The sequence below is a fragment of the Deinococcota bacterium genome, from assembly GCA_030858465.1.
Taxonomy (GTDB): Bacteria; Deinococcota; Deinococci; order Deinococcales; family Trueperaceae; genus JALZLY01.
Map to the genome: position 1 here is coordinate 1 of JALZLY010000366.1, position 24,584 is coordinate 24,584.

Annotated in this window: 26 protein-coding genes; 24 read left to right on the plus strand and 2 right to left on the minus strand. The window is 65.4% G+C overall.

Annotated elements, in window-relative coordinates; translation table 11 throughout:
* Nucleotides 1-109: 109 nt before the first annotated feature.
* The 7 genes from hemB to M3498_17905 all read left to right on the plus strand — a co-directional run bounded on the left by hemB (nt 110) and on the right by M3498_17905 (nt 7,186).
* A complete protein-coding gene (gene hemB / locus M3498_17875; protein ID MDQ3461135.1) occupies nt 110-1,153 on the plus strand; it encodes a porphobilinogen synthase in 1,044 nt (347 codons plus the stop codon).
* 54 nt (nt 1,154-1,207) lie between these two features.
* Complete coding sequence (locus M3498_17880) at nt 1,208-2,329, plus strand: HAMP domain-containing histidine kinase (protein ID MDQ3461136.1); 1,122 nt, start codon at nt 1,208-1,210, stop codon at nt 2,327-2,329.
* On the plus strand, nt 2,326-3,081 hold the full coding sequence (locus tag M3498_17885; GenBank protein MDQ3461137.1) for a response regulator transcription factor: 756 nt from the start codon (nt 2,326-2,328) through the stop codon (nt 3,079-3,081). The genes M3498_17880 and M3498_17885 overlap by 4 nt, the downstream gene beginning before the upstream one ends.
* A gap of 46 nt (nt 3,082-3,127) precedes the next feature.
* Nucleotides 3,128-4,189, plus strand: a complete 1,062-nt coding sequence (hemE, locus tag M3498_17890) for a uroporphyrinogen decarboxylase (GenBank protein ID MDQ3461138.1) — start codon at nt 3,128-3,130, stop codon at nt 4,187-4,189.
* Nucleotides 4,186-5,151, plus strand: a complete 966-nt coding sequence (gene hemF, locus M3498_17895; protein ID MDQ3461139.1) for an oxygen-dependent coproporphyrinogen oxidase — start codon at nt 4,186-4,188, stop codon at nt 5,149-5,151. The genes hemE and hemF overlap by 4 nt, the downstream gene beginning before the upstream one ends.
* 9 nt (nt 5,152-5,160) lie before the next feature.
* Nucleotides 5,161-6,273 carry a ferrochelatase gene (gene hemH, locus M3498_17900; GenBank protein ID MDQ3461140.1) on the plus strand — a complete coding sequence of 371 codons (1,113 nt, stop codon included), beginning with the start codon at nt 5,161-5,163 and terminating at the stop codon, nt 6,271-6,273.
* Nucleotides 6,274-6,445: 172 nt separating this feature from the next.
* Nucleotides 6,446-7,186 carry an SDR family oxidoreductase gene (locus M3498_17905; protein MDQ3461141.1) on the plus strand — a complete coding sequence of 247 codons (741 nt, stop codon included), beginning with the start codon at nt 6,446-6,448 and terminating at the stop codon, nt 7,184-7,186.
* Between the two features lie 228 nt (nt 7,187-7,414).
* Here the strand turns inward: M3498_17905 and M3498_17910 are convergent, their stop codons facing one another.
* Nucleotides 7,415-8,167 carry an N-acyl homoserine lactonase family protein gene (locus M3498_17910; GenBank protein ID MDQ3461142.1) on the minus strand — a complete coding sequence of 251 codons (753 nt, stop codon included), beginning with the start codon at nt 8,165-8,167 and terminating at the stop codon, nt 7,415-7,417.
* 144 nt (nt 8,168-8,311) lie between these two features.
* On the opposite strand from M3498_17910, the gene M3498_17915 reads away from it, so the two are divergent.
* The 17 genes from M3498_17915 to M3498_17995 all read left to right on the plus strand — a co-directional run bounded on the left by M3498_17915 (nt 8,312) and on the right by M3498_17995 (nt 22,751).
* Complete coding sequence (locus M3498_17915) at nt 8,312-9,112, plus strand: tryptophan 2,3-dioxygenase family protein (protein ID MDQ3461143.1); 801 nt, start codon at nt 8,312-8,314, stop codon at nt 9,110-9,112.
* Between the two features lie 225 nt (nt 9,113-9,337).
* On the plus strand, nt 9,338-9,802 hold the full coding sequence (locus M3498_17920; protein ID MDQ3461144.1) for a cupin domain-containing protein: 465 nt from the start codon (nt 9,338-9,340) through the stop codon (nt 9,800-9,802).
* A gap of 53 nt (nt 9,803-9,855) precedes the next feature.
* Nucleotides 9,856-10,974 carry a branched-chain amino acid ABC transporter substrate-binding protein gene (locus M3498_17925; GenBank protein ID MDQ3461145.1) on the plus strand — a complete coding sequence of 373 codons (1,119 nt, stop codon included), beginning with the start codon at nt 9,856-9,858 and terminating at the stop codon, nt 10,972-10,974.
* Nucleotides 10,975-11,050: 76 nt separating this feature from the next.
* On the plus strand, nt 11,051-11,980 hold the full coding sequence (locus M3498_17930; GenBank protein MDQ3461146.1) for a branched-chain amino acid ABC transporter permease: 930 nt from the start codon (nt 11,051-11,053) through the stop codon (nt 11,978-11,980).
* Nucleotides 11,981-11,982: 2 nt separating this feature from the next.
* Entirely contained in the window at nt 11,983-13,554 is a 1,572-nt protein-coding gene (locus tag M3498_17935) for a branched-chain amino acid ABC transporter permease (GenBank protein ID MDQ3461147.1), read from the plus strand.
* A complete protein-coding gene (locus tag M3498_17940; protein MDQ3461148.1) occupies nt 13,554-14,333 on the plus strand; it encodes an ABC transporter ATP-binding protein in 780 nt (259 codons plus the stop codon). The genes M3498_17935 and M3498_17940 overlap by 1 nt, the downstream gene beginning before the upstream one ends.
* The gene (locus tag M3498_17945) at nt 14,333-15,064 is read left to right on the plus strand and encodes an ABC transporter ATP-binding protein (protein MDQ3461149.1); all 732 of its coding nucleotides are present in this window, start codon (nt 14,333-14,335) and stop codon (nt 15,062-15,064) included. Before M3498_17940 ends, M3498_17945 begins: the two co-directional genes overlap by 1 nt.
* Nucleotides 15,065-15,085: 21 nt before the next feature.
* A complete protein-coding gene (locus M3498_17950; GenBank protein ID MDQ3461150.1) occupies nt 15,086-16,216 on the plus strand; it encodes an aminotransferase class I/II-fold pyridoxal phosphate-dependent enzyme in 1,131 nt (376 codons plus the stop codon).
* Between the two features lie 21 nt (nt 16,217-16,237).
* Complete coding sequence (locus tag M3498_17955; GenBank protein ID MDQ3461151.1) at nt 16,238-17,347, plus strand: aminotransferase class V-fold PLP-dependent enzyme; 1,110 nt, start codon at nt 16,238-16,240, stop codon at nt 17,345-17,347.
* A 54-nt stretch (nt 17,348-17,401) separates the two neighbouring features.
* Nucleotides 17,402-17,911: a thiamine pyrophosphate-binding protein gene (locus M3498_17960; protein MDQ3461152.1), complete on the plus strand. Its 510-nt coding sequence runs from the start codon at nt 17,402-17,404 to the stop codon at nt 17,909-17,911.
* Nucleotides 17,911-18,492: a thiamine pyrophosphate-dependent enzyme gene (locus tag M3498_17965; GenBank protein ID MDQ3461153.1), complete on the plus strand. Its 582-nt coding sequence runs from the start codon at nt 17,911-17,913 to the stop codon at nt 18,490-18,492. The genes M3498_17960 and M3498_17965 overlap by 1 nt, the downstream gene beginning before the upstream one ends.
* A 48-nt stretch (nt 18,493-18,540) precedes the next feature.
* Nucleotides 18,541-19,317 (plus strand): cyclase family protein, encoded by a 777-nt coding sequence (locus M3498_17970; protein ID MDQ3461154.1) that lies wholly within the window; start codon nt 18,541-18,543, stop codon nt 19,315-19,317.
* Nucleotides 19,318-19,584: 267 nt separating this feature from the next.
* Nucleotides 19,585-21,240: an alpha-amylase family protein gene (locus tag M3498_17975; protein MDQ3461155.1), complete on the plus strand. Its 1,656-nt coding sequence runs from the start codon at nt 19,585-19,587 to the stop codon at nt 21,238-21,240.
* A gap of 155 nt (nt 21,241-21,395) precedes the next feature.
* Nucleotides 21,396-21,602: a DUF6364 family protein gene (locus M3498_17980; protein MDQ3461156.1), complete on the plus strand. Its 207-nt coding sequence runs from the start codon at nt 21,396-21,398 to the stop codon at nt 21,600-21,602.
* The gene (locus M3498_17985) at nt 21,599-21,988 is read left to right on the plus strand and encodes a PIN domain-containing protein (GenBank protein MDQ3461157.1); all 390 of its coding nucleotides are present in this window, start codon (nt 21,599-21,601) and stop codon (nt 21,986-21,988) included. The genes M3498_17980 and M3498_17985 overlap by 4 nt, the downstream gene beginning before the upstream one ends.
* Nucleotides 21,989-22,146: 158 nt before the next feature.
* Nucleotides 22,147-22,347, plus strand: coding sequence for a type II toxin-antitoxin system VapB family antitoxin (locus M3498_17990; GenBank protein ID MDQ3461158.1), 201 nt, complete (start codon nt 22,147-22,149; stop codon nt 22,345-22,347).
* Nucleotides 22,344-22,751: a PIN domain-containing protein gene (locus M3498_17995; GenBank protein MDQ3461159.1), complete on the plus strand. Its 408-nt coding sequence runs from the start codon at nt 22,344-22,346 to the stop codon at nt 22,749-22,751. The genes M3498_17990 and M3498_17995 overlap by 4 nt, the downstream gene beginning before the upstream one ends.
* Nucleotides 22,752-23,028: 277 nt before the next feature.
* On the opposite strand, the gene M3498_18000 is transcribed toward M3498_17995, so the two are convergent.
* Nucleotides 23,029-24,354 carry an aspartate aminotransferase family protein gene (locus M3498_18000; protein MDQ3461160.1) on the minus strand — a complete coding sequence of 442 codons (1,326 nt, stop codon included), beginning with the start codon at nt 24,352-24,354 and terminating at the stop codon, nt 23,029-23,031.
* Nucleotides 24,355-24,584: the final 230 nt, after the last annotated feature.

The window sequence follows — 24,584 nt, forward strand, 5'->3', positions numbered from 1 at the left end:
GGCTGGTGCTGCACCGAGGCCGTCCGGCCCGACGCCGCGGCGGTTTTGGAGGCCCTGGCGGTTTTGGAGGCCCTGGCGGAGCTGAGCGACCAAGGGAGGCTGGTTCACGATGATGCTTGAAGGGAAAACGCCGCCCGCGCCGACGGTGCGCCCGCGGCGGCTGAGGACGACCGCCGCCCTGCGCGAGCTCGTGGCGGAGACGAGGCTGCGCCCGGAGGACCTGATCGCGCCCTTTTTCGTGGTGCCGGGCCGGGGCGAGGTCCAAGCCGTCGGCGCCCTGCCCGGCATCTCGCGCTACAGCGTAGACAGGCTCCTGGGCGAGCTCGAGCGCGCCGCCAAGCTGGGCGTTAGGACCGCGCTCCTCTTCGGCGTGCCCTTCCAGGCCGACAAGGACGCCAGCGGCCGCGGGGCGAGCGATGCGAATGGACCGGTGCCGCAGGCCTTGCGCGAGGCGAGAGGGGCCTTTGGCGACGACCTCGTCCTTATCACCGACGTCTGCCTCTGCGCCTACACCGATCACGGCCACTGCGGCATTCTTGCCCCGACCCCGCGGGGGCTGGTGATCGACAACGACCCCAGCCTGGCGGGGCTCGCCGAGATGGCGCTGGCCCACGCCGAGGCCGGCGCGGATCTGCTGGCGCCGTCGGACATGATGGACGGCCGCGTCGCCTACCTCCGCGCGGCGCTCGACGAGGCCGGCCACGCCGCGGTCGGCATCATGTCCTACGCGGTCAAGTTCGCCTCGGCCTACTACGGCCCCTTCCGCGACGCCGCGGGCTCGGCGCCCAAGGGGTCTTTTGGGGGCGGGATGACGCCGCCCAAGGACCGCAAGACCTACCAGATGGACGCCCGCAACAGCCGCGAGGCTCTGCGCGAGGCCGCCCTCGACGAGGCCGAGGGCGCCGACCTGCTCATGGTCAAGCCCGCCCTGGCCTACTTGGACGTCATCGCCCGGGTGCGCGCCGAGAGCCACCTGCCGCTGGCGGCCTACAACGTCTCGGGCGAGTACGCCATGATCAAGCATGCCGCCAGGGCCGGCGCGCTCGACGAGGCGGCGGCGGTGCGCGAGACGCTTCACGGCATGAAGCGCGCCGGCGCCGACCTCATCATCACTTATCACGCGATAGAGGCGCTCGAGGAGGGTTGGCTCTAGGAAATTGAAAATTCAAGATTCAAGATTCAAAATTTCAATCTTTGATCCTCACTTATGAAACCAGCCTCTCAGACCGTCACCCGCCTCGCCTTCTTCGTCGTCATCGCCTTCGTCCTGGCGCAGGTGCTGTGGTGGATGGTCTTTCAAGAGCGCTACCTGGGTGAGGTCAGCCAGGGCACGCTGGCCGCCTGGAGCCGCGACCTCGCCCTTGCCAACGCGCTCTTGGACGAGCGGCCCGGCGACGCCGCGCTGATCGCTCGCTTGGAGGCCAGCTACTTGCACCTCAGCCTGGGCGAGCGCTTCGAGCTCGACCGGGCGGCCGTGAGCGCCTTTGAGGCCCGGCAGCGGCGCCACCTGCGCATGTTTCGCTACGAGGGGCCGTTCTTTCTGCTGGTCGTCCTCCTTGGGCTCTGGATCATCGGGCGCAACCTGCGCGCCGAGCGGGAGATGAAGCGGCGCCAGGGAAACTTTCTGAGCGCCGTCAGCCACGAGTTTCGCACCCCCATCGGCACCTTGAAGCTGCTCGTCGAGACCGCGCTCTACCGCCCCCTCGAGCCCGCCAAGCGCCGTGACTACTTAGAGGCGATGCAGCGCGAGCTCGCTCGCCTGGAGGCCACCAGCGAGCAGGTCTTAGCGAGCGCCCGCTTGGAGCACGGCGGCGAACCTCCCGTCATGGAGGCCGCCGAACTGGGGGCGGTGGTGCAGGGTGTCGCCGCGCGCAGCCGCGCCGGCCTGGAGGCGCGAGGAGCCGTGCTCGAGCTCCTTTTGCCCAGGGAGCCCTTGCCCGTCTCGCTCGACCCGGCGGCCTTCGCCGTCGTGCTCGGCAACCTCTTGGACAACGCCGTCAAGTACACGCCCCAGCCCGTCAAGCCTGTCAGGCTGAGGCTCGAGGCCCAGGGCCACCTGGTCGTGCTCCACGTCGAGGACGAGGGTGTGGGCGTGAGCGCCCAGGAGCGGAGCGCGGTCTTCGACAAGTTCTATAGGGTCGGCAACGAGCTCACCCGCGAGAGCGCGGGCATGGGTTTGGGCCTGCACCTGGTCAAGACCATCACCGAGGCGATGAACGGCTGGGTCCGCTGCGAGGCGCGCGAGGGCGGCGGCAGCCGCTTCACCGTCGTCCTGCCGCGCCGCGCCGCGGCGCGAGCTGAGCGGCCCGCGCTGGAGTCGGCCCCGTGAAGGCCCCCACGAGGCCCGGCGACACCATCTTGCCCGGCGACACCATCCTGATCGTCGAGGACGAGACGACCATGGCGAGCGTCCTGGCCGACAACCTCCGCCTCGAGGGCTACAAGGTGCTCATCGCCAGCGACGGCGCCCTGGGCCTCGAGAGCTGGAAATCGCTAAAGCCCAGCCTGGTGGTCCTCGACGTGATGCTGCCCCGGCTCTCGGGCTACGCGCTGTGCGAGACCATGCGCGGCCAGGGCGACCGCACCCCGGTGCTCTTTCTCTCCGCCAAGGGCCAGCCGCAGGACCGGGTGAGGGGGCTAGAGGCGGGCGGCGACGACTACCTCGCCAAGCCCTTTCACCTGCCCGAGTTTCTCCTGCGGGTGAGGGCCCTCTTGCGCCGCCAAGCCTGGGCGGCACAGGGTGGGAGCGAGCACGGTCTGCGCTTCGGCGGCCACCATGTGGACTTCGCGAGTTGGACGGTCACCCTGGCGGGCGGCCGCAAGGAGGGGTTGGGTGAGCGCGAGCAGAACCTCCTGCGCCTCTTGGCCGAGCGCGCCGGCGAGGTCGTCAGCCGCGACGACATCTTAGACGCGGTCTGGGGCGACGAGGCCTTTCCCTCCAGCCGCGTCCTGGACGGGCTGGTGGCGCGGCTGCGAGGGCTCTTCGAACCCGACCCCAAAAGGCCCGTCTATTTGCATACCCTTCAGGGCCTAGGCTACCGCTTTACGCCCGAAGGAGAAGCCGAGGAAGTGAACGAATGACCCCCATTCCGCCAACGAGTCAGTTCGGGCCTCAAGCGGGCAGTCCATGAGCCTCTTTCTCGAGGCCGCCTGGGGCAAGAACACCCCCAGAGCCCCCATCTGGATCATGCGCCAGGCCGGGCGCTACCTGCCCGAGTACCGGGCCATCAAGGAGAAGGCCTCCTTCTGGGAGATGTGCCGCACGCCCGAACTGGCCTGCGAGATAACCTTGCAACCCGTCCGGCGCCTGGGCGTGGACGCGGCCATCCTCTTTCAGGACATCATGACGCCCCTGCCGCCGATGGGGGTGAAGATCGACTTCAGACCCGGTCCGGTCTTCGAGAGCCCGGTGCGTTCCGAGAGAGACGTTCAGGCCCTGCGCGTCCCCGCGGAGGACGAGATCGCCCCCTACGTCGCCGTGGCCATAAAATTCATCCGCAAGGACTGCCCGGTGCCGCTGATCGGCTTCGGCGGCGCTCCCCTGACGCTCGCCACCTATATGGTCCAGGGCGGCGGCTCCAAGGACTTCGAGGAGTTCCGCCAGTTTCTGCGCCAGGAGCCCACCCTCGCCCACGCCCTTTTGGACAAGCTGACCGAGGTCTCGATCCGCTACCTCAAGATGCAACTAGGGGCGGGCGCGCAGGCCATCCAACTCTTCGACTCCTGGGCGGGTCTGCACGACGCGCGCACGTATGCCGAGTTCGGCCGGCCCTACGCCGCCAGGGTCTTGGACGCCCTGGCCGAGTACCAGGTGCCGCGCCTCTACATCGCCGTGGACGCCCTGCACCTCTACGGCGAGATAGCCAGGCTCCCCGCCGAAGTGATCAGCGTGGACTGGCGCGCGCCGCTAAGCCAGGTCCGAGCACTCCTGCCCGGCAAGACCCTCCAGGGCAACTTAGACCCCGCCGCGCTGCTGGCGCCCAAGCCCATCATCAAGGACGAGGCCGAGCGCGTCCTCCGCGAGGGCCTGGGCGGCGCCCACATCTTCAACCTGGGCCACGGCATCATGCGCCAGACGCCGCCCGAGCACGCCGAGTACCTCGTCGAGGTGGTGAAGGGCTTCGACCGGGAATCCCCCCCAGTCCCCCTTGATAAGGGGGGAGCTCGAGAGAGCGGGGGGATCGCATGACCAGGCGCGAGCGGGTGACCGCGCTCATGCAAGAGGGCCAGGAAAAGCTCATCGCCGCCTTTGAGACCATCGACGGCGAGGGTAAGTTCGAGCGCTCGAGCTGGGAGCGTCCCGGCGGCGGCGGCGGCACCGCTCGGGTCCTGAGCGAAGGCCGGGTCTTCGAGCGCGCGGGCGTCAACGTCTCGGCGGTCCACGGCGAGCGGGTGCCCCCCAGTCTCGCCAAAGCGCACCCCGGCATCGGGGACAAGCCCTTTTTCGCCACCGGCGTCTCGCTGGTCCTGCACCCCAGAAACCCCTATGTCCCCGCCTTTCATGCCAACTACCGCTACTTCGAGGTCGGCGAGAAGGGGGAGAGCGAGGTCTGGTGGTTCGGCGGCGGCGCCGACATGACGCCCTCGTACCCCTCCCACGAGGACGCCGTCCACTTTCACCGGACGCTGAGGGCCCTCTGCGACCGTCACCCGCAGGCGGACTATGGGGCGCTCAAGGCGACCTGCGACGACTACTTCTTCATCAAGCACCGCGGCGAGATGCGCGGCGTCGGCGGGATCTTCTTCGACGAGCTCTCGCCGGTCGGCCAGGGCGACTGGGAGGCGGACTTCGCCTTTGTGAGGGACGGCATCGCCACGATTTTACCGGCCTATCTTCCCATCGTCGAAAAGCGCATGAGCACCCCTTACGGCGAGCGCGAGCGTCAGTGGCAGCTCTACCGCCGGGGACGCTACGTCGAATTCAACCTCGTCTACGACCGGGGCACGCTCTTCGGTTTGCAGACGGGCGGTTTCGTCGAGGCCATCTTGATGAGCATGCCGCCGCTGGCCCGCTGGGCCTTCGACTACAGGCCCGAGCCGGGAACGGAGGAAGCGGAGATGCTCGAGTTCCTGAAGCCCAGGGACTGGGCGGGGCGGGACCCAGACTCGGACATACAGTCAAAGACATTTGTCCTGGACGCGCAAAGGTAGACTATGACCATGGAAACCCACGCCAACAGGGGCCCGACGGGCATCATCATGATGAACCTGGGCGGACCCAAGACCCCCGACGAGGTCGGGCCCTTCCTGCTCAAGCTCTTCGAGGACCGCGAGATTATCCAGCTCCCCGCGCAGAAGTTCCTGGGCCCCTGGATCGCCAAGCGGCGCACGCCCAAGGTCAGAAAGCTCTACCAGGGTATCGGCGGCGGCTCGCCCATCCTTCACTGGACCGAACTTCAGGGCCGCGGCATGGTTGCGCGCTTGGACGAGCTCTCCCCCGAGACCGCACCGCACAAGTTCTATGTGGCCTTCCGCTACATCGACCCCTTCAGCGAGGACGCGCTCCAGCGAATGAAAGAGGACGGCGTCAGGCGCGCGGTCGCCTTTACCCAGTACCCGCAGTTCTCCTGCTCGACCACGGGCTCGTCGCTGAACGAGCTGTGGCGCGCGGCGCGCAAGGTCGGCCTCAAGGACACCTTTGAGTGGAGCGTCATCGACCGCTGGCCCACCCACCCCCTCTTCATCGAGGCCATGACCAAGACCGTGCGCGACGGCTTGATGATGTTCGACGAGAAGGACCGCGACGACGTCCTGCTGCTCTTCAGCGCCCATTCCCTACCCTTGGACGTGATCAACCGCGGCGACGCCTATCCGCAGGAGGTCGGCGCCGGCGTCCACGAGGTCATGAGGTGCCTGGGCTTTTCGCACGAGTACCTGCTGGCCTACCAGTCCGATGTCGGCCCGGTGCCCTGGCAGGGTCCCAGCACCGAAGAGGTCATCAAGGGGCTCGGCGCAAAAAAGCGCAAGAACGTGCTCGTCATCGGCGTCGCCTTTACCAGCGATCACATCGAGACCTTGTCCGAGATCGACATCGAGTACGGCGAGCTGGCCCACAAGGTCGGCATCAGCAACTTCAAGCGGGCTCCGGCCCTGAACGGCGAGCCGCTCTTTCAGGATGCTCTGGCGCAGATCGTCTACGAGCACCTGCAGTCGGGCGAGCCCTGCACCAAGCAGTACGGCCTGCGCTGCCCCGGCTGCGTCAATCCGCAGTGCCGGAACATCTTAAACCCCGTCGCGCCCTTTAAACGCACCAACGTCAGCCCGGCGAAGTAGCGCGCGGGCGCCCCGACCAGAGCGTCTCGCCTCATTCACCCGCGGGTCAAGAGGCGGCGCTCTGAGCCGATCTCGTCCGTTAGCAGGTTCGACGATAACTGGTACCGTCAAGCAGGAGACCGTCAGGCAAGAAGCCTTGCCCCGGATCCAGGTCGAGGTTAGGATGGACGGCATGAACAAGGTTGCGGTCGTTACCGGAGCAGCTCGTGGCATCGGTCTGGCTGTCGCCCAGGCGCTCCTCCGCGACGGGCTCATCGTCGTCGGCGTGGACGTGAACGGCCAAGCCTTGGTCGAGACGGCGCGGCGCTTAGCGGAAGACGGCGCGCCATTTTTGCCCAAGACCGCCGATCTCTCGAGACCCGAGGAGGTCGCCCGCGTCTTCGCCGAGATCGACGCCGAACTAGGTGGCGTGGACGCCTTGGTCAACAACGCCGGAACCTGTTTCGTCACCGACTTCGTCGAGATCAGCGCCGAGGAGCTGAGGCGCCAGATGAGCATCAACTTCGACAGCGCCTTCTACTGCTGCCAGAGGGCGATCCCGCGCATGCTGAAGCGGCCGGGCGTCAAGAAGATCGTCAACATTTCCTCCAATGGCGCCTACAACTTCGATGTCTTCGATCCCGCCCACTACCGGGCCAGCAAGGCGGCGCTGGACAACCTCACCAAGCACCTGGCGCGGCGCTACGCTGAGGAGGGCGTCGCCGTCAATTCGGTGGCGCCCGCCATGACCCGCACCGACCTCTTCGACGTGGTGGAACCAGGCGATCTCGAGCGTGCGCTGGCGGGGATGCCGCGCGGCGCGCCCATGGAACCAGGCGAGATTGCCGCGTGGGTGGCCTTTCTCGTCTCGCCGGCGGGCGACTGCGCTAGCGGCAACGTGATCATCTTAAATCAGGGCCGCGACGTGAGATAGCGACTGTCGAGATAGCGCCTACAGCGCTTTGTACAAAGGTTGAGGGCCACTGTAGTACCCGCACTTGCAGCCGCACTAGCGGCGGGTCTAGTGACCCCAAGCACTAGCGGGGGCCCAGTGGCCCTACACTACAGCGTTGGCTTTTGCTCGCGCTGTAGGGCGGAAGGATTGAGGGAATCTCAATCCTTTTGCAAAGCGCTTTAGTTGAGGCGCGCCCGACTGTAGGCGCTAGGCGTAAAGGTCGGGGGCCTTGCGGAGCGTCTGCCACTGGGCAGGGTCGTGGCCATAGATCAGCCAGGCACCCTCGGCTTGGGCCAACGCCATGAGGCGCTCGGCGCTAGCCCGCGCCTGCAGGGGCTCCCAGGCGCCGCTGAAGCCCTCCTCGAGCTCGGCCGGCCGGGAGATGGCGTCGGCGGTCAGCAGCACCGGACCACTTGGCAGACGCACGAGCAGCGAGAGGTGGCCCGGCGAGTGTCCGGGGGTCGCGAGCAGGGTCACGCCGGGCAGCAGCTCGCTGTCCCCGTCGACGAGCTGAAGGTCCATTCCTTCCGGCCAGGTGATGGGCGAGCGGTCGCCAAAGTAGCGCGGCCGCTCGAGGGCGCGTTCCGCCCGCCCTACGATCAGCGTGGCCTGAGGGAAATCCTCGAGGCCGCCGACGTGATCGATGTCGCTGTGGGTCAAGACGAGGTGGGTGATGTCGGCCGGCGTCAGCCCTGCTTGCTCCAGCTGCGCGGCGGGCAAGTTCTCGCGCGTCAGCTTCAGGACGCGCCCGAAGCTCCCCAGGCCGTCCCTGAGTCCCGCTCTCGCCGCATCGTCGGCGTAAGCCTTAGGAAAGCCCGTGTCGACCAAGATAGCGTGACCGGTCACCGTCCTTATCAGGTAGCCGGGAATGCCGATGACGCGCCCGTTCTCATGCACCTCGAAGAGGCCGTAGTCGAGGACGTAAAGGCACCTAGCGACAGCGGGGTTTGCTCGAGACATGGTTCCACCTTTCTTCCGCGCGGCGTGAAGATTCCTCCTGAAGCTCCGATCTCGTTCGGCGCGGCGTTGCGTTCACATGAAACCTTCCTGCTTTTATTTTACACTGTAAAAATCTACAGCTAAAACAAGTGGGGGCGAGTGACAATGACCGGTGGGAAAAAGCATAAGGCGAAGGCGCTGACCTACAGCTCCTATCTGCGGCTGGACGCGCTCCTCGCGCTGCAAACGCCCGAGTCGGCCGAGCACGACGAGCTGCTCTTCATCGTCATCCACCAGGTCTACGAACTCTGGTTCAAGCAGCTCCTGCACGAAATCGACTTTTTGCAGCGCCTGCTCCATGGCGGCGACACCCCCCGGGTCCTGCGCACCTTCAAGCGGACGCTGACCATCTTAAAGACCATCGTCGCGCAGATCGATGTTTTGGAGACGATGACACCGCTCGAGTTCAACGCCTTTCGAGACCGCTTGGGCGCGAGCAGCGGCTTTCAGTCGCAGGGCTTCCGCGAGCTCGAGTTCGCCCTGGGGCACAAGCGTGCGGGTGTCTTTGGCAACTACCCAAAAGGCTCGAGCGAGCGAGAGCGGCTAGAGGCACGCTACCACGCCCCCACGCTCTGGGACGCCTTTCTAGGCTATCTCCACGTGCGGGGCTACGCGGTGCCGCCCGCCCTCTTGGGCCGCGAGGTCAGCGCGAAGATCGCGCCCTCGCCCGAACTGCAAGATGTGCTTATCCATATCTATCGCGGCGACCCAGCTACCGCCGAGGTCTGCGAGCGTCTGGTGGATCTGGACGAGGGCCTGCAGGAGTGGCGCTACCGCCACGTCAAGATGGTCGAGCGGACCATTGGCCACAAGCCGGGAACCGGTGGCTCGGCCGGCGCGGACTACTTGCGAAAGACCGTCAAGCCGCTCTTTCTTGACCTGTGGGAGATTCGCTCGAGGCTGTGAGCCGGGTGCGCCGCTGGCCGGAGAAGGAGGTGGGCATAGGAGTGGCGGCGCCAGGGAAATGCCCCTACTCCCTTGCGTGAAGCCCGTCGAGGTGAACCTCATCAAGAAGGTCACACCTCCACACTCGCCTTGAAGTACGATTGAGCCGGCTATACACGAAGAAGGGCGGCTTCCACGCCTGGCAAGCTTTGGAGGCAGAGGCCGCGTCCATCTCAAGGAGGTCGCATGGTCGAGCAACGTGAGGATTTGCAGAGGTACGTGGAGGGCCATGAAGGCGTCCAGGTCATTCGTGGCGGCGGGGCCGACGACCGCGCCTGGAACGGTATTCGCTACAAGACCGGGCTGTCTGGCAAGAACGTCGGCGCCAAGGGGCTGTCCATGAACGTCGCCACGGTGCCGCCGGGCGCCGTCGCCTACGCCCACATCCACGACGGTTTCGAGGTCATGCTCTTCATCTTGCAGGGCAGGGTCCGGCACGACTTCGGCCCCGCCCTCAGGTATTCCGTGGAGAACGAGGCGGGCGACTTCATCTATATCGAGCCCGGCGTTCCCCACGAGGTCTTCAACATCGGCGAGGAGCCCCTCGTTGCCGTGGTGGCCCGCTCCGCCGCAGACGAGTGGGACAAGATCGTCGATTACCCCTCGAGGCATAGGCCGAGCGAAGCCGCCAGTGAGAAGGCAGAGAGGTAAGAGAGTCCCCACTCATCCAAAGCACGACAAGCACCTGTCCAAAGGAGAACCACATGTTCAAGCTCAGCAAACCCGCCCTCCTCGCCGCCCTCCTCCTCGCGCCCCTCGCCGGCGCCCAGACCGTCAAGGTGGCCTTTATGGGCCCGCTGACGGGCGGGGCCGCCTTTATCGGCCAGGAGGCCAGGGGCTTTACCAAGGTGGTCATCGACGACTTCAACGCGCGCACCGGCCTGAGCGTCCAGCTCGTCGACGGTGACGACGAGATCAACGCCGACACCGGGCGCATCGTGGCGGAGCGGCTCGCCGCCGACCCCGACATCTACGCGGTTGTAGGCCCGATGGGCAGCCAGGTCTGCGAGGCGGTGCAACCGACCTTCGAAAACGCCGGGCTGGCCACCATCACCCAGTCCTGCACCCGGACCGACCTGACCCAGCCGGGCACCTCCACCTTCTTCCGGCCCATCCCCAACGACGCCGATCAGAGCCGGACCATCGTCGACTTCTGGCTGAGCGATTTGAACGTCGCCTCGGCATTCTTGCTGGACGATCAGTCGAGCTACGCGGTCGGCCTGAACGACGAGGTCGAGGCCCTGCTCAGGGACGCCGGCGTCGGCGACGTAGCCAGGCAGTCGATCACTCAAGACGAGATCGACTTCTCCTCCATCGCCACGGCCGCCATCGCTTCGGGCGCGGACGTGGTGTTCTTCCCCAACCAGATCTCGAGCCAGGGGGGCGGCCTGGCCGTCGCCCTCGAGCAGCAGGGCTATGAAGGCGTCCTCTTCATGCCCGACGGCGGCTTCAGCCTCGAGTGGGTGGGCATCGCCGGCCCCGCCGCCGAGGGCGCCTACGTCACCTTCTTCGCCCCCGATCCCAACCAGATCGACACCATGCAGCCCTACAACGAGGCCTACCGGGCCGAGTTCGGCCAGGACTTCGGCGCCTTTGGTGGCGCCTCGGCGCTGGCCACCTTCGTGGCCTTGGAGGCCATCGAGACCTGCTTGAGTAGTGACGCCCTCTCCCGCGAATGCGTCGTCGAGGCGTTAACGGACATGAACTTGGAGACGACCCCGCTCGGCGTGCCCGTCACCTTCGGTGAGGGCAACCAGGCCGAGAACAGCACCTTCTTCTTGTTTCAGGTTCAAGACGGTCACTTCACCCTGATCGACCGCTAGCTTGATCACGCCAGGATAGGGGCGGGTCCAACACCCGCCTCTATCCTGGTGGCAAGCCACAAAGGTGCGCTAACGCATGGACTCCTTCCTTTCGCTCCTGCCCCAGACGCTGCTGAACGGCCTCACCCTGGGGAGCGTCTACGCGCTCATCGCCCTGGGCTACTCGATGGTCTACGGTATCTTGCGGCTGCTCAACTTCGCGCACGGCGACATCTACATGATCGGGGCCTATCTCGGTTACGGCGTCTTCGTCATGGCCTTTGCCGACGGGGAGTCGCTCTTGCCGGCCGCCGCCGTCATCGTCTTGATGCTGGTGGTGGCGATGGTGGGCGCCGGTGTCGTCAGCGTCGCCGTCGAGCGCTTCGCCTACCGCCCGCTGCGCTACGCGCCGCGCATCGCGCCGCTGATCAGCGCGCTGGGGGTGTCCTTTATCTTGCAGAACCTGGTTCAGATAACCGTCAGCCCGCGGCCCCTCTCCTACGGCAGTGGCACCCTCATCCCTTCGGACGCGATCTTCATGCTGGGCGACCTGAGGGTCCACGGCTCGAGGATCTTGGTCATCGGCACCGCCGTCGTCCTCATGCTGGCGCTCACGTATTTCGTGCAGAGGACCCGCCTGGGCCGCGCCATGCGGGCGGTCTCCACCGACTTGGACGCCGCCCAGATGATGGGCGTAGACGTCAACCGGGTCGTCATGGCGACCTTTTTTATCGGCGCCGTCTTGGCCGGCGCCGCCGGCGTCTTGGTCGGCGTCGTCTTTTTCAGCATCCGCCACACGATGGGCTTCGTCGCCGGCCTCAAGGGCTTCACCGCCGCCGTCCTGGGCGGCATTGGCAGCATTCCGGGTGCTGTTCTGGGCGGCCTCATCATCGGCATGGCCGAGGCCTTTACCAGCGTCTACATCTCCGCCACCTACAAGGACGCCGTGGCCTTCATCATCTTGGTCCTCATCCTCATCATCAGGCCGAGCGGCCTCATGGGCAAGCCGCTTGTGCAGAAGGTCTAGTCTTGGAAAACTCCGACAAGACCAACAAGGTCACCACCCCCTACACCTCTGAGCCGCTCACCCCGGAAGCCTCGCCGCCCGCACCGTCTATCGGCAGCGACGAGTGGGCAGCGCAAGTCGAAGGCCGCAGGCGCAAGCGCGCTAGCTTCTGGGGCCGGCTTGCCGATCTCTGGGAGCGCCTCCCCTTGGGCTGGCGCTACGCGCTGGCGCTCGCCCTGCTCGTCACGGTGCCGCTCCTAACGGGCACCCAGCCCTTTCTCGAGCTTATCGGTGCCTCCAACAACGACTTCATCCTCCGCACGGGCGCGCGCTTTTTGATTTTCGCCATGCTGGCCATCGGCCTCAACGTCATCGTCGGCAACGCCGGGCTATTGGACCTCGGCTACGTGGCCTTTTTTGGCATTGCCGGCTACCTCTACGCCTACAGCTCGTCGGATTTCGTCACCGCCTTGGGTCCGGGCGGCGTCCACCTGCCCTCGCTCATAAGCGTGCCGCTGATCATCTTGGTGACCGCCGGGATAGGCTGGCTCGTCGGCTCGGTGTCCCTGCGGCTCTCGGGCGACTACCTGGCGATCGTCACCCTCGGCTTCGGGCTGGTCTTCGTGCAGCTCGCCCTCACCGCGACCCGTGTCAACCTGCCCTGGCTCGAGCGTCCGGTGGACTTCACCCGCGGGCCCAACGGCATCAACCACCTCGACGGCATCTCGGTTTTCGGCTACTCCTTTACCACTACGCTGGAGTACTACTACCTCTTCCTGGCCCTCTTGATCCTCGTCTACCTCACCGTCCACCACCTCAACCTTTCGCGCATCGGCCGGGCCTGGCGCGCCATCCGCGAGGACGAGCTGGCCGCCGAGATCCTGGGCACGCCGACCGGGCGGCTCAAGCTCCTGGCCTTTGCCATCGGCGCGGGCATCGCCGCCCTGGCGGGCTCGGTCGACGCGGCCTGGCAGGGCAACGTGGTGCCGGTGCCACGCTACAGCGCGCTCACGCTCATCAACCTCTACGCGATGGTGGTGCTCGGCGGCATCGGCAGCCTGCCGGGCGCGGTGCTCGGGGCCTTTATCTTCACGGTCCTGCCCGAGGTCCTGCGGGACATCACCGCCGCCAGCTTTCTCTTTTACGGCTTCGGCCTCATGGGCTTGTGGGCGGTCCTGAAGCCCATGAGGCGCTTCGCGCTGGTCGTGGGCGGGACCATCGCCAGCGGTCTCCTCTTCAAGCTCCTCGTCCGCTTCGCCTGGCCGGGCCTGGACAGCCCGACCTTGTCAGGGTCCTGGCTCAACCAAGCCATACAGTCTTGGCTGGTTATTCCGCCCAACTTTACGGCCGTGGGCAACGTCGTGACGATCTTGGCGATCTTCGTCTTGCTCTTGACCATCTTGTTCAAGCACAAGCCGGGTCTCTTCCACCTCCTGCTCGGCCTCAGCCTCTACCTCTTCGCCTTTGCCTGGGAGACGCGGCTGGCGCTCGAGCCCGCCGCCACCCGCATCCTCATCGTCGGGGTGACGCTGGTGGTCCTCATGATCGTGAGGCCGCAGGGCCTGCTCGGCAAGGAAGAAGTGAAGGTCGCCTGATGCTCGAGCTCGACGGGGTCAGCTTGAGCTTTGGCGGCCTACAGGCGATCAGCGCCCTGACTTTTGAGGTTGGCGAGGGCGAGATCGTCAGCCTTATCGGGCCCAACGGCGCGGGCAAGTCGACCGCCATCAACCTGATCACCGGCGTCTACAGACCTGATGGCGGCGACATCCGCTTCGGCGGCAGGTCGCTCGTCGGCATGAAGCCGCACGACATCGCCGCCCTGGGTCTGGCCCGCACCTTTCAGAGCCTGCGCGTCTACTTGAACATGAGCGTGCTCGACAACGTGATGACCGGCGCCTACTGCCACACCAAGGCCGGCTTCTGGTCGACCGTCTTGCGCCTGCCCGCCTGGCACCGGGAGGAGGGGGAGATTCGAGGCTTGGCCGAAACGAATCTCGCCTTTTTCGGCAGCCGCCTGCAGGGCTACCGCCTGAACCAGCCCGCCTACAGCCTCTCCTACGCCAACCGCCGACGGCTCGAGATCGCCCGCGCCATGACCACCGGCGCCAAGTTCCTGCTCTTGGACGAGCCCGCCGCCGGCATGAACCCCAGCGAGTCCGCCGAGATCACCACCTTGATCGGCAAATTGCGGGGCGAGGGCGGCTACACGATTCTGCTCATCGAGCACGACATGAACGTGGTCGGCAAGATATCCGACCGCGTGATCGTCTTGGATCACGGCGTAAAAATTGCCGAGGGTGATTACGAGGAAGTTACCAGCGATCCGAAGGTCGTCGAGGCCTACCTGGGCCGCCGCCACAAGGAGCTGGGCTGATGGACTCAGCGAACAGCCAAGCGCCCATCTTGCGCTTTCAAAGCGTCAACACCCACTACGGCCCGATTCACATCCTCCAGGACATAGGGCTCGAGATCTACCCCGGCGAGCTCGTCTGCCTCCTGGGCGGCAACGCCTCGGGCAAGTCGACCACGCTCAAGACGGCGCTCGGCATCGTCCGGCCCAGCAGCGGCACCGTCGAGTTCCTGGGCGAGAACGTGAACGAGCGGCCGACGAGTTACCGCATTGGGCGCGGCATGGCGGTGGTGCCCGAGAACCGGCGCATCTTCGGCGAGATGAGCGTGCGCGAGAACCTGCTCATGGGCACCTACCTGCGCCGCGACAAGGAGGGCATCCAAGAGGACCTGGCGCGGATGCTTACGCGCTTTCCCCGCCTGCAGGAGCGCCTGAACCAGCAGGGCGGCACCCTCTCGGGCGGCGAGCAGCAGATGCTGGCGATGGCGCGCGCCTTGATGTCCCGCCCCAAGCTGCTCTTGATGGACGAGCCCTCGATGGGGCTGGCGCCGCTCCTGGTCGAGCAGAACTTCGAACTCATCAAGCGGGTCAACGAAACCGGCACCACCGTGTTCATGGTCGAGCAGAACGCCAACATGGCGCTCAGCATCGCCGATCGCGGCTACGTTCTTCAAACTGGGCGGGTAGCCTTGGAAGGCTCCGCGCAGAGGCTGCGCCAAGACGCCGACTTGCGCAAGGCCTACCTGGGCCGGTAGGAGGTTGCCTTGAAGGTCGAGATCCACAGGCTGTTCGAGCTGCTGCTCGAGACCACGGCTTCCCCTACCGCCGGCAAGCCCGAGGCCTTTTTGGGATTCTCGCTCGCCACCTCGCCGCGGCTCGGGGAGTTTTTGTATGAGCTCGAGCCCGACCTCTCCCTCGACTGGTCGAACGAGTCCTTTCAGGGCCTGACCGCGCTGCGCGAGCACGTGGTTGCTCGAGCCGGGCTCGTGGGCCTTTGCACGGCGGACGACGTGCTGATAACCGCGGGCGCCGCCGAGGCCAACTTTCTGGCCATCACGCAGCTCGTCGGGCCAGGCGACGAGATCGTCGTCGAGACGCCGGGCTGGCCCCAGCCGACGGTCCTGGGCAGGGCAATTGGCGCGACCGTCAAAAGCCTGCCGCGCCGCGAGGAGAACGGCTGGCGCTTTGACCTGGGCGAGCTTGCCGGGCTCATCACGAAGCGCACCCGGCTCATTTTCCTCTGCAACCCCAACAACCCGACGGGCCAGGTCCTGCGGGAGGCGGAACTGGGTGAGGTCGTCCGCTTAGCCGAGCGCGTGGGTGCCTACCTCCTCTGCGACGAGGTCTATGCCGGCCTCGAGTGGCAGGGGACGCGCGTGCCCTCGGTGGCCGGGCTCTACGAGCGCGGCATCAGCACGGGCAGCGTCTCCAAGGCGCTGGGCCTCCAGGGCCTGCGAACCGGCTGGCTGATCTCTCCTGATCCCAAAGTGGTCTTTGACGCCGTCGTCCTGCGCGAGAACAGCAGCGAGATCATGAACGTCCTGGGCGAGCGAATCTCAGAAATCGCCCTGCGCGAGGACCGCTACACTCTAGCCTTGGCCCAGGCGCGCTTGGAGGGGGAGCGCAACCTCGAGATGCTCGAGGCCTTTATCGCCTCCCGCGACGAACTCTCCTGGCAGCGCCCGGCGGCCGGGCTGATCGGCCTCTGCCGCCTCCATCTCCCCTTCGACGGCGACGAGCTGGCGCGCCGGCTCTTGGCGCCACCCTACCGCACCTTTGCCATCCCCGGCAGCGCCTACGGCTTTCCCCAGCACATCCGCCTCGGTGTAGGCGGCGGTCCGGCGGCTGGGCTCGAGACGGGACTGTCACGTCTGGCCCGCTGTCTGGACGCCCACGCGAACCTCTAGGCCATACGAAAGGAAACGCCCTTGCTACGAGACCGCTTTCCCATCTTTGAAGACAAGACCTTCCTCAACAGCTGCTCGAAGGGCGCGCTGTCGCTCGAGGTGAGAGAGGCCTACACCCGCTACCTGGACGACTGGCAGCGTGAGGGCTCGCCCTGGGAGCTCTGGGTCGAGACGCTCGAGAAGACCCGTCACGCCTTTGCCCGCCTGGTGGGCGCCCAGCCGCACGAGGTGGCGGTGACCACTTCGGTGTCGGCGGCAGTCAGCGCCCTGGCCAGCGCCCTCTCCTTCGAGGCGCGCCCCAAGGTGGTGGTGAGCGACGCTGAGTTTCCGACGGTGGCGCAGATCTGGCACGCCCAGGAGAGGCGCGGCGCGCGGGTCGTCCACGTGGTGGAGAGGGACGGGATGATTCCCCTCGAGCGCTTCGAGAGGCTCATCGACGACGGCACGGCCCTCGTCTCGGTCGCCCACGTCTGCTACCGCCACGGTGCGAAGCAAGACGCCAAGGCCGTCGCCGACATCGCCCGCCGCCACGGCGCGCTCACGCTGCTCGACGCCTACCAGTCGCTTGGCACCATGCCTACCGACGTGAGGGCGCTCGGCGTCGATATCATGGTCGGCGGGGCGCTCAAGTACCTGCTCGGCTCCTCGGGGCTGGCCTTCATGTACGTGCGCGAAGGGCTCCAGGAGCTCGAACCCACCGCCACGGGCTGGTTCGCGCAAGACGACATCATGGCCCTGGACATCTACGCGCACAAGTCGTCGCCTACGGCGCGGCGCTTCGAGTCGGGAACGCCGCCCGTGCCCAACCTCTACGCGGGTCTGGCCGGGCTCGAGCTGATCCACTCGGCCGGCCCGGACGCCATCGCAGCGCACCTGCGTGACCTGACCGAGGCTCTTAAGGACGGGGCGCGGGAGCGCGGCTACCGCCTGGCGACCCCTGCCGAACACGGCGCCCTGATCGCCTTTAAGGCGCGTGAGCTCGAAAGGCTGGTCGGCGAGCTGGCCCAAGACGGCATCGTCGTTTCACACCGCGACGGCAACCTGCGCGTCTCACCCCACCTCTACAACACCCTAGAGGACATTGAGCGTCTCTTTGGCTGCCTGGACAGGCACCGTGACCTCCTCGCATGAGCCTTTGGCGCGGTAGAATGCAAGGAGCAAGGCTCCTATCACCGAGGGGGTGAGATGTCGGTCTCCTACGAAAACTCCAAGGTCGTCTTCAAAGGCATCAAGGCCGCCGGCATCACCTCCGTCTCGGCGCTGCCCGAGACCTGGCTGATCCACCTCCTGCAGCGCTGCGAGGACGACCCCGACATGGCGCTCATCGAGGTCGCCAAGGAGGAGGAGGCCATCGGCGTCGCCGCCGGGGCCTACTTCGCGGGAGAGCGTCACCTGCTGCTCATGCAGAACCACGGTTTTCTGGCCGCCGTCAACGCCGTCGTCTCGCTGGCCTTGCTCTATCACATTCCGCTCTGCATGCTCATAGCCTTTCGTGGCCACTGGGGCGAGCCCCATCCCTGGCACACGCGCGGCGGCATCGTCACCGAGGAGGTCTTGCGCGCGCTCGGCGTTCCCTTCGAGCACGCCCGCGACCCCGGTAAGGTCGCCAAGCAGATCGGCGAGGCCTACACCTTCGCGCAGAGTTCGCTCTCGCCCGTCGCGCTGCTCTTGACCCGTGACCTGATGGAAGACTGATGGAACGTTCCAAGGCCCTCGAGGTTATCTATCCGGAACTTCAGGACAAGCTCGTCGTCACCCTGATGGGTGCCTGCGCACAGGAGCTCTACAACCTGGGAGATCGCGACAACTTCTTTTATCTGCAGCACGCCATGGGCCTCGTCTCGTCCATCGGCCTGGGCCTCGCCCTCCACCTGCCCCATGAACGGGTGGTGGCGCTCGACGGCGACGGCTCGGTGCTGATGAACCTGGGCACCCTCGCCACCCTCGCCCGCTACCGGCCCAAGAACCTGATCCACATCGTCTTCGACAACGGCAGCCTGCTCTCGACCGGCGGCTTTAGCTCGCACACCACCTCGGGCCTCACCGACCTCTCGGCCATCGCTAGGGGTGCCGGCATCCTACACGTCACCACCGCGACCACGCCCTACGGCTTCGGCGAGGCGGTCATAGACGCCTTGGCACGCGACGACCTCAGCGTCATCGTCGCCAAAGTGCGTGCGGTAGGCCCCGATCACTACGGCATGGATCTGCACCTGCCGGAGAATGCCTTTCGCTTCAAGCGCTGGATTCAGGACCGGAAAAGGCGGAGGGGGTAGGGGGTAAAATCTTCTCCCACTCTCTCACTCCCCACCCAAAGGAGACCCATGTCCACCCTTCCCACCCTCATCGCCGATCTTGCCGCCGGCAAGGTCACCGTCGTCGACCTCACCCAGCCGCTCAGCCCAGAGACGGCCGTGATCGAGCTGCCGCCCCCCTTCGCACCGTCTCCGGGACTCACCCTCGAGAGGATCTCCCACTACGACGACAAGGGCCCGGCCTGGTACTGGAACGTCCTGCACCTGGGCGAGCACACCGGCACGCACTTCGACGCGCCCGTCCACTGGATCACCGGCAAGGATGTCCGTAATGGGGCGACGGACACGCTCGAGCCCCGGAGGTTCGTCGCGCCGGCGAGCGTCATCGACGTGAGCGCCGAGGTGGCCGCGGACGAGGACTTCTGCCTGACGCCACAGCGCGTAGAGGCCTGGGAGGAGGAGCACGGCCGGCTCGAGGCGGGTGCCTGGCTCCTGCTCAGAACCGACTGGTCAAAGCGTTCCGGCAGGGACGCCTTTCTCAACGTCAGCGAGGACGGCCCTCACTCCCCCGGCTTCACCCCCGCCTGCGTGAGGTTCTTGGCGCACGAGCGCGACGTCTTGGGCGTCGGCGTGGAGACGGTCGGCACGGACGCCGGTCAGGCAGGCGGCTTCGACCCGCCCTTTCCTGCCCACACCGTCATGCACGGTGCGGGCAAGCTCGGCCTCGCCAGCCTCTGCAACCTGGACAAGCTGCCGCCCAAAGGCGCGCTGATCATTGCCGCGCCGCTCAAGATCGTCGGCGGCTCGGGCAGCCCGGTGCGCGTCTTGGCCCTCGTCTCCGCCTGAGCCCAAGCGCTGGGAGGGCGCTCGAGGGGTGGGCTCGAGAGCCGCAACTCTCTTTTGGTGAAATGGCGCGAATGTTGCTATGACACGCGGGATGACAACTTGGACTGTAGGTTGGGCATTGGTAGTGGGGCATTGGTGTTTGCCGGCGGCCTCGAGCTGTGAGTTTGGAGGCAATCTCTTCATCCGCTGCTGACTTCCGCCGGACGGGCATGCTCTACTGCCGGATGCTCGCTGACTTCTAAGACCACAGCCTTCTGGAGAGACACCATGATCGAAGATCTCTGGTACAAGAACGCCGTCATCTACAGCCTCGACCTGGACACCTTCATGGACGCCAGCGGCGACGGCGTCGGTGACTTCGAGGGGCTGATGCGGCGGCTCGACTACCTGCACTGGCTGGGTGTCGACGTGGTCTGGCTGGCGCCCTTTCACCCCTCGCCCAAGCGCGACAACGGCTACGACGTCAGCGACTACTACGGCGTCGACCCAGATTACGGCTCACTGGGCGACTTCGTCGAGTTCATGCACCAGGCCAAAAAGCGCGGCATCAAGGTGATCATCGACCTCGTCGTCAACCACACTTCGAACGAGCACCCCTGGTTCAAGGAGGCGCGCGGCGACCCGGACGCCAAACACCACGACTGGTACGTCTGGTCGAAGAAGCGCCCCAAGGACTGGCAGGACGGGGTGGTCTTTCCCGGCGTCCAGGACCGGACCTGGACCTTTGATGAGGCGGCCAAGAAGTACTACTACCACCGCTTCTACGACTTCCAGCCGGACCTCAACATCGAAAACCCTGCGGTGCGGACCGAGATCCGCCGCATCATGGGTTACTGGCTCGAGCTCGGCGTGGCGGGCTTTCGGGTGGACGCGGCGCCCTTTATCATCGAGACGGTGCGGCCGGGCGAGAAGAAGCCCGGCGAGAACATCCACCACTTGGAGGAAATGCGCCATTTTCTCCAGTGGCGGCGCGGCGACGCCGTCTTGCTCGGCGAGGCTAACGTCGAGCCAAAGGAGACCAAAAGGTACTTCGGCAACGGCTCGGGCGGCGTCCACATGATGTTCAACTTCTTCGTCAACCAGCACCTCTTTTACACGCTGGCGACGGCCGACGTAGAACCCCTGGCGGCGGCGCTCAAGGTGACGAAAAGGATTCCGCACACCGCGCAGTGGGCGCAGTTTTTGCGCAACCACGACGAACTCGACCTGGGCCGCCTCACGGACGAGCAGCGGGAGAAGGTCTTTGCACGCTTCGCCCCCGAGGAGCGGATGCAGCTCTACGAGCGCGGCATCCGCATGCGCCTTTCGCACATGCTCGGCGACCGCCGCCACCTGGAGCTCGCCTACAGCCTGAACTTTTCGCTGCCGGGTACGCCCGTCATCCGCTACGGTGACGAGATCGGCATGGGTGACGACCTCTCGCTTGAGGAGCGCGAGGCTGTACGCACGCCGATGCAGTGGTCGGACGAGCCCCAGGCGGGCTTCTCAGTGGCTGAGAAACTCATCCATCCGGTCATAGACGGGGGCATCTACGGCTTCGACCGGGTCAACGTCGAGGCGCAGCGGCGCGATCCGAACTCGCTGCTCAACTGGACGGCGCGGCTGATTCGCTTGCGCAAGGAGTGCCCGGAGATCGGCTGGGGCGACTGGACGATTCTCAAGACGGGTTGCCCCGGCGTTCTGGCCATTCGTTACGACTGGCGGGGCACCTCGCTCCTTACCCTGCACAACTTCGGCGAGAAGCCGCAGAGCGTTCGAATAAGGCCGGGTGTGGAGGGCGGCGAGCGGCTCTTCAACCTGCTCGCCCAAGACGAGAGCCACGCCGACGAGAAGGGCGTGCATAAGCTCGTCTTGGAGCCCTACGACTACCGCTGGTACCGCGTCGGCGGCCTCAACTACGCAATTCACCGGACCAAGGCATAGTGGTTCAGCTTCGACACGCACCTGTAAGTTGGCGCGGGGCACGCCATGACGTATGACGCGGGGCACGCCATGACGTATAGTTGATTGTTACTTATGCGTCACATGCCGCGAGGTGCACGGCGCAAACCAAACTGACGCTCAGGCTCGAGGACAAGGTGATCGAACCTGCCAAGCGCCACGCCGAGAAAAGAGGTAAAACCGTTTCGCAGATGGTCTCAGTCTACATATCCCTTCTCGATAGGGAAGGGGACGTTCAGGAGGACGCCTTGCCGCCTATCACCCGTTCGCTGAGCGGTGTGCTCGAGGGTACTGAGACCAAAAGAGAGGATTATTACCTATACCTCGAAGAGAAGCACCGTTGAGGCTTCTCTTCGACACCAACATCGTTCTCGACGTGCTCTTGCGCCGTCAACCGTTTTACGCCGAGGCGGTGCGGCTTCTCGCCCGCGTTGAGCTCGGCGAGCTTCACGGCTACCTAGGGGCAACGACGGTCACGACCCTCCACTACTTCATGGCGAGGGCGCCGGCGCGCTCGCGGCGCGCTCGGAGCTTCGCAAGCTCATGGCTCTCTTCGACGTCGCGCTCGCTTCGCCCGTCGCCGACTACGAGGACGCTCGTCCTAGTCGAAGCGGCCAGGTCGGTCGGTGTCGGCGCGCTGGTGACGCGCAACGCCAAGGACTTTGGACGCCCTTCCCTGACGGTGTATACGCCAGGGGAGGTGCTGAGCGCATTGGAGGCGCGTGACTAGGCGACGTCTGCCAGTGCCTCCCCCAGCAGCTCGCAGCCCGCGTCCATATCCTGCGCGTTCAGGTGGGGGGCGACGCGGATCGCGCATCGTGGTGCTAGGACTGACCACCGCACTTTCTCGCCTTGTGTCTGTGCAGCGCTGTGTGCAACTATATGTGTATGGCAACCAACCTTCAAATTGATGATGTGCTCATGCAAGAGGCACTCGAGCTAGGAGGTCATCGCACCAAGCGTGCCGTGGTTGAGGAAGCTCTGCGTGAGTATGTCATGCACCGCAAGCAACTTCGGATCCTCGAGCTCTTTGGCACCATCGAGTATAGTGACGACTACGACTACAAAACGCAACGACGAAGGGGATGAAGGTCATCGTCGATACGGCGGTGTGGTCGTTGGCGCTTAGACGAAACCGACCAGTTGCAAATGAATACGTCGAGCAGCTCGAGGATCTGATCGTCGACGGTCGCGTTGCACTGCTCGGAGCAGTAAGACAAGAGGTGCTCTCAGGTCTTCGTCATGCCGAGCAGTTTGAGCGGCTGAAAGTTTCGTTGCGTGCCTTTTCGAACCTCGAGCTAACCGTTCAGGACTACGAGTTGGCCTCGGAGTATTTCAACCTCTGTAGGAGGAACGGCGTTCAAGGCGCTAACACGGATTTTCTCATATGCGCAGCGGCAGTGCGGCGAAACCACGAGATTTTGACGACAGACAAGGATTTTGAGAGCTTCGCGACCTTGCTTCCTATCCATCTACTCCGCCCAGCGGTTTAACCATATGCCGCAGGGGAAGCAGCTTCGTTTGACCGCGAGCGACGTCTCGCCGCGGCGCCACTTGCGGTGTGAAACTGCCTCTTGATCAGAACTTCTCATGCCGACTGGCCTACCTCTTTTCCCCGGCTTGCTGCATGGGCAGGATGTGGACTTCAAGGCGGCGGATGAGCCCATGGTATGGGGCTACGCGGCGCGGGTCGGTAATTGAAGGACGCGGACTTTCACCAAGGAGTTTTGCCCTTGGATACCCGACGAAGGTGTCTCTGCCCGCGTCCCGCTATGCGATATCGGCGAGAGAGTGCTCGAGCAGCCCGCAGCCCGCGTCCATGTCCTGCGCCGAGACGTTCAGGTGCGGGGCGATGCGGATGACGTTGCCCCAGCGACCGCCCTTGCCGATCAGGAGGCCGCGCTCGCGGGCGGCGTTCACCAGCGCGTTGGCCTTGGCGGGGTTGGGGTCCTTGGTGCCGGGTTCGACCATCTCGAAGGCCTGCATGAGCCCCATGCCGCGCACGTCGCCGATGAAGTCGTAGCGCTGTCCTCGGGCGTCCATGAAGGCGCGCAGCCTCGCCCCCTGGATTTCGGCGTTTTCCCAGAGCCGGTGCTTTTCGATGTAGCGGATGGTGGCGTAGGCCTGTGCCATCGAGACGGGGTTGCCACCGTAGGTCGACAGGGTGAGGCCGCTCATCGCCTCGGCGACCTCCGGCGTCATAACCGTGCAGCCGACCGGCGCACCATTGGCGATGCCCTTGGCGAAGGTCATGATGTCGGGTTCCACACCCCAGTGCTCGATGCCGCACCAGTAACGGCCCGTCCTGCCCCAGCCCGTCTGCACCTCGTCGATGATGAGCACGCCCCCGGCGGCCCGGACGATGGGCAGGATGCGCTTGAAGTAGTCGCTGGGGACGACCGCGAAGCCGCCGACGCCCTGGATGGGCTCGGCCATGAAGGCGGCGATGCGCCCGTCGGTGCAGGTGGCGATGAAGTCCTGCAAGTCCTCGATCAGGAAGTCCAGGTAGGCCTCCTCGCTCATGCCCTCGGGGCGGCGGTAGGGGTTGGGGCTTCTCACATGCTTGATGGATCCGTCGTAGACCCCGCCCAGCTTCCAGTTGGCGTGGGCTGTCATCGACATCATGCTCACGCTGCGGCCCGAGTAGGCGTGCCTGAGAGCGATGATGTCGCTGTTGCCGGTGTAGAGGCGGGCGGCCAGGATGGCGGTCTCGTCGGCCTCGGTGCCGCTGTTGGTGAAAAAGCACTTCTGGAGCCTGCCCGGGGTGATCTCGGCGATCTTCTGGGCGACCTCGAGCGTTATCTCGTTGATATAGAGCGTGCTGGTGTGGCCGGCTTGCTTCATCTGCGCGTAGGTCGCCTCGACGACCTCGTCGTTGCAGTGCCCGACCGAAACGGTCAGGATGCCCCCAAAGAAGTCGAGGTAGCGGTTGCCCTCCACGTCCCAGACGAACTGATCCTTGGCGCGCTCGACCGCTAAGGGCGTATCGCCGTAGTAGAGCATGGCGCTCTGGCTGGGGACGAGGAACTCGCGGTGGCGCCCGAGCAACTCAGCGGTCTTGGTCTGGACGCTCGAGGCTTTTTCGGCGATGGTCATACTCTTTCCTCCTAAAGGCGCGGCCCGTCGGGATTTCGTGAACCCAAGTCTACACCGCCGAGGAGCTTCTAAGCCACGGGCTCAAGGGTCGCCACGCTCACCTTTGACACTGGTGGCGAACTATGTTCAAGGTTTCAGATGACGTGATTATGCATGAGATGCACATCAATAATCGGAGCAAGCCACCATAAATATCGAAAAGTTGCCCGAAGACTCCTCAAAACTGAGGG

Excerpts from the sequence above, each read along its gene's own strand:
- hemB (MDQ3461135.1), top strand. The coding sequence starts at position 110 with ATGATGCTTGAAGGGAAAACGCCGCCCGCGCCGACGGTGCGCCCGCGG.
- M3498_17880 (MDQ3461136.1), top strand. The coding sequence starts at position 1,208 with ATGAAACCAGCCTCTCAGACCGTCACCCGCCTCGCCTTCTTCGTCGTC.
- hemE (MDQ3461138.1), top strand. The coding sequence starts at position 3,128 with ATGAGCCTCTTTCTCGAGGCCGCCTGGGGCAAGAACACCCCCAGAGCC.
- hemF (MDQ3461139.1), top strand. The coding sequence starts at position 4,186 with ATGACCAGGCGCGAGCGGGTGACCGCGCTCATGCAAGAGGGCCAGGAA.
- hemH (MDQ3461140.1), top strand. The coding sequence starts at position 5,161 with ATGGAAACCCACGCCAACAGGGGCCCGACGGGCATCATCATGATGAAC.
- M3498_17905 (MDQ3461141.1), top strand. The coding sequence starts at position 6,446 with ATGAACAAGGTTGCGGTCGTTACCGGAGCAGCTCGTGGCATCGGTCTG.
- M3498_17910 (MDQ3461142.1), bottom strand. The coding sequence starts at position 8,167 with ATGTCTCGAGCAAACCCCGCTGTCGCTAGGTGCCTTTACGTCCTCGAC.
- M3498_17915 (MDQ3461143.1), top strand. The coding sequence starts at position 8,312 with ATGACCGGTGGGAAAAAGCATAAGGCGAAGGCGCTGACCTACAGCTCC.
- M3498_17920 (MDQ3461144.1), top strand. The coding sequence starts at position 9,338 with ATGGTCGAGCAACGTGAGGATTTGCAGAGGTACGTGGAGGGCCATGAA.
- M3498_17925 (MDQ3461145.1), top strand. The coding sequence starts at position 9,856 with ATGTTCAAGCTCAGCAAACCCGCCCTCCTCGCCGCCCTCCTCCTCGCG.
- M3498_17930 (MDQ3461146.1), top strand. The coding sequence starts at position 11,051 with ATGGACTCCTTCCTTTCGCTCCTGCCCCAGACGCTGCTGAACGGCCTC.
- M3498_17940 (MDQ3461148.1), top strand. The coding sequence starts at position 13,554 with ATGCTCGAGCTCGACGGGGTCAGCTTGAGCTTTGGCGGCCTACAGGCG.
- M3498_17945 (MDQ3461149.1), top strand. The coding sequence starts at position 14,333 with ATGGACTCAGCGAACAGCCAAGCGCCCATCTTGCGCTTTCAAAGCGTC.
- M3498_17960 (MDQ3461152.1), top strand. The coding sequence starts at position 17,402 with ATGTCGGTCTCCTACGAAAACTCCAAGGTCGTCTTCAAAGGCATCAAG.
- M3498_17965 (MDQ3461153.1), top strand. The coding sequence starts at position 17,911 with ATGGAACGTTCCAAGGCCCTCGAGGTTATCTATCCGGAACTTCAGGAC.
- M3498_17970 (MDQ3461154.1), top strand. The coding sequence starts at position 18,541 with ATGTCCACCCTTCCCACCCTCATCGCCGATCTTGCCGCCGGCAAGGTC.
- M3498_17975 (MDQ3461155.1), top strand. The coding sequence starts at position 19,585 with ATGATCGAAGATCTCTGGTACAAGAACGCCGTCATCTACAGCCTCGAC.
- M3498_17990 (MDQ3461158.1), top strand. The coding sequence starts at position 22,147 with ATGGCAACCAACCTTCAAATTGATGATGTGCTCATGCAAGAGGCACTC.
- M3498_17995 (MDQ3461159.1), top strand. The coding sequence starts at position 22,344 with ATGAAGGTCATCGTCGATACGGCGGTGTGGTCGTTGGCGCTTAGACGA.
- M3498_18000 (MDQ3461160.1), bottom strand. The coding sequence starts at position 24,354 with ATGACCATCGCCGAAAAAGCCTCGAGCGTCCAGACCAAGACCGCTGAG.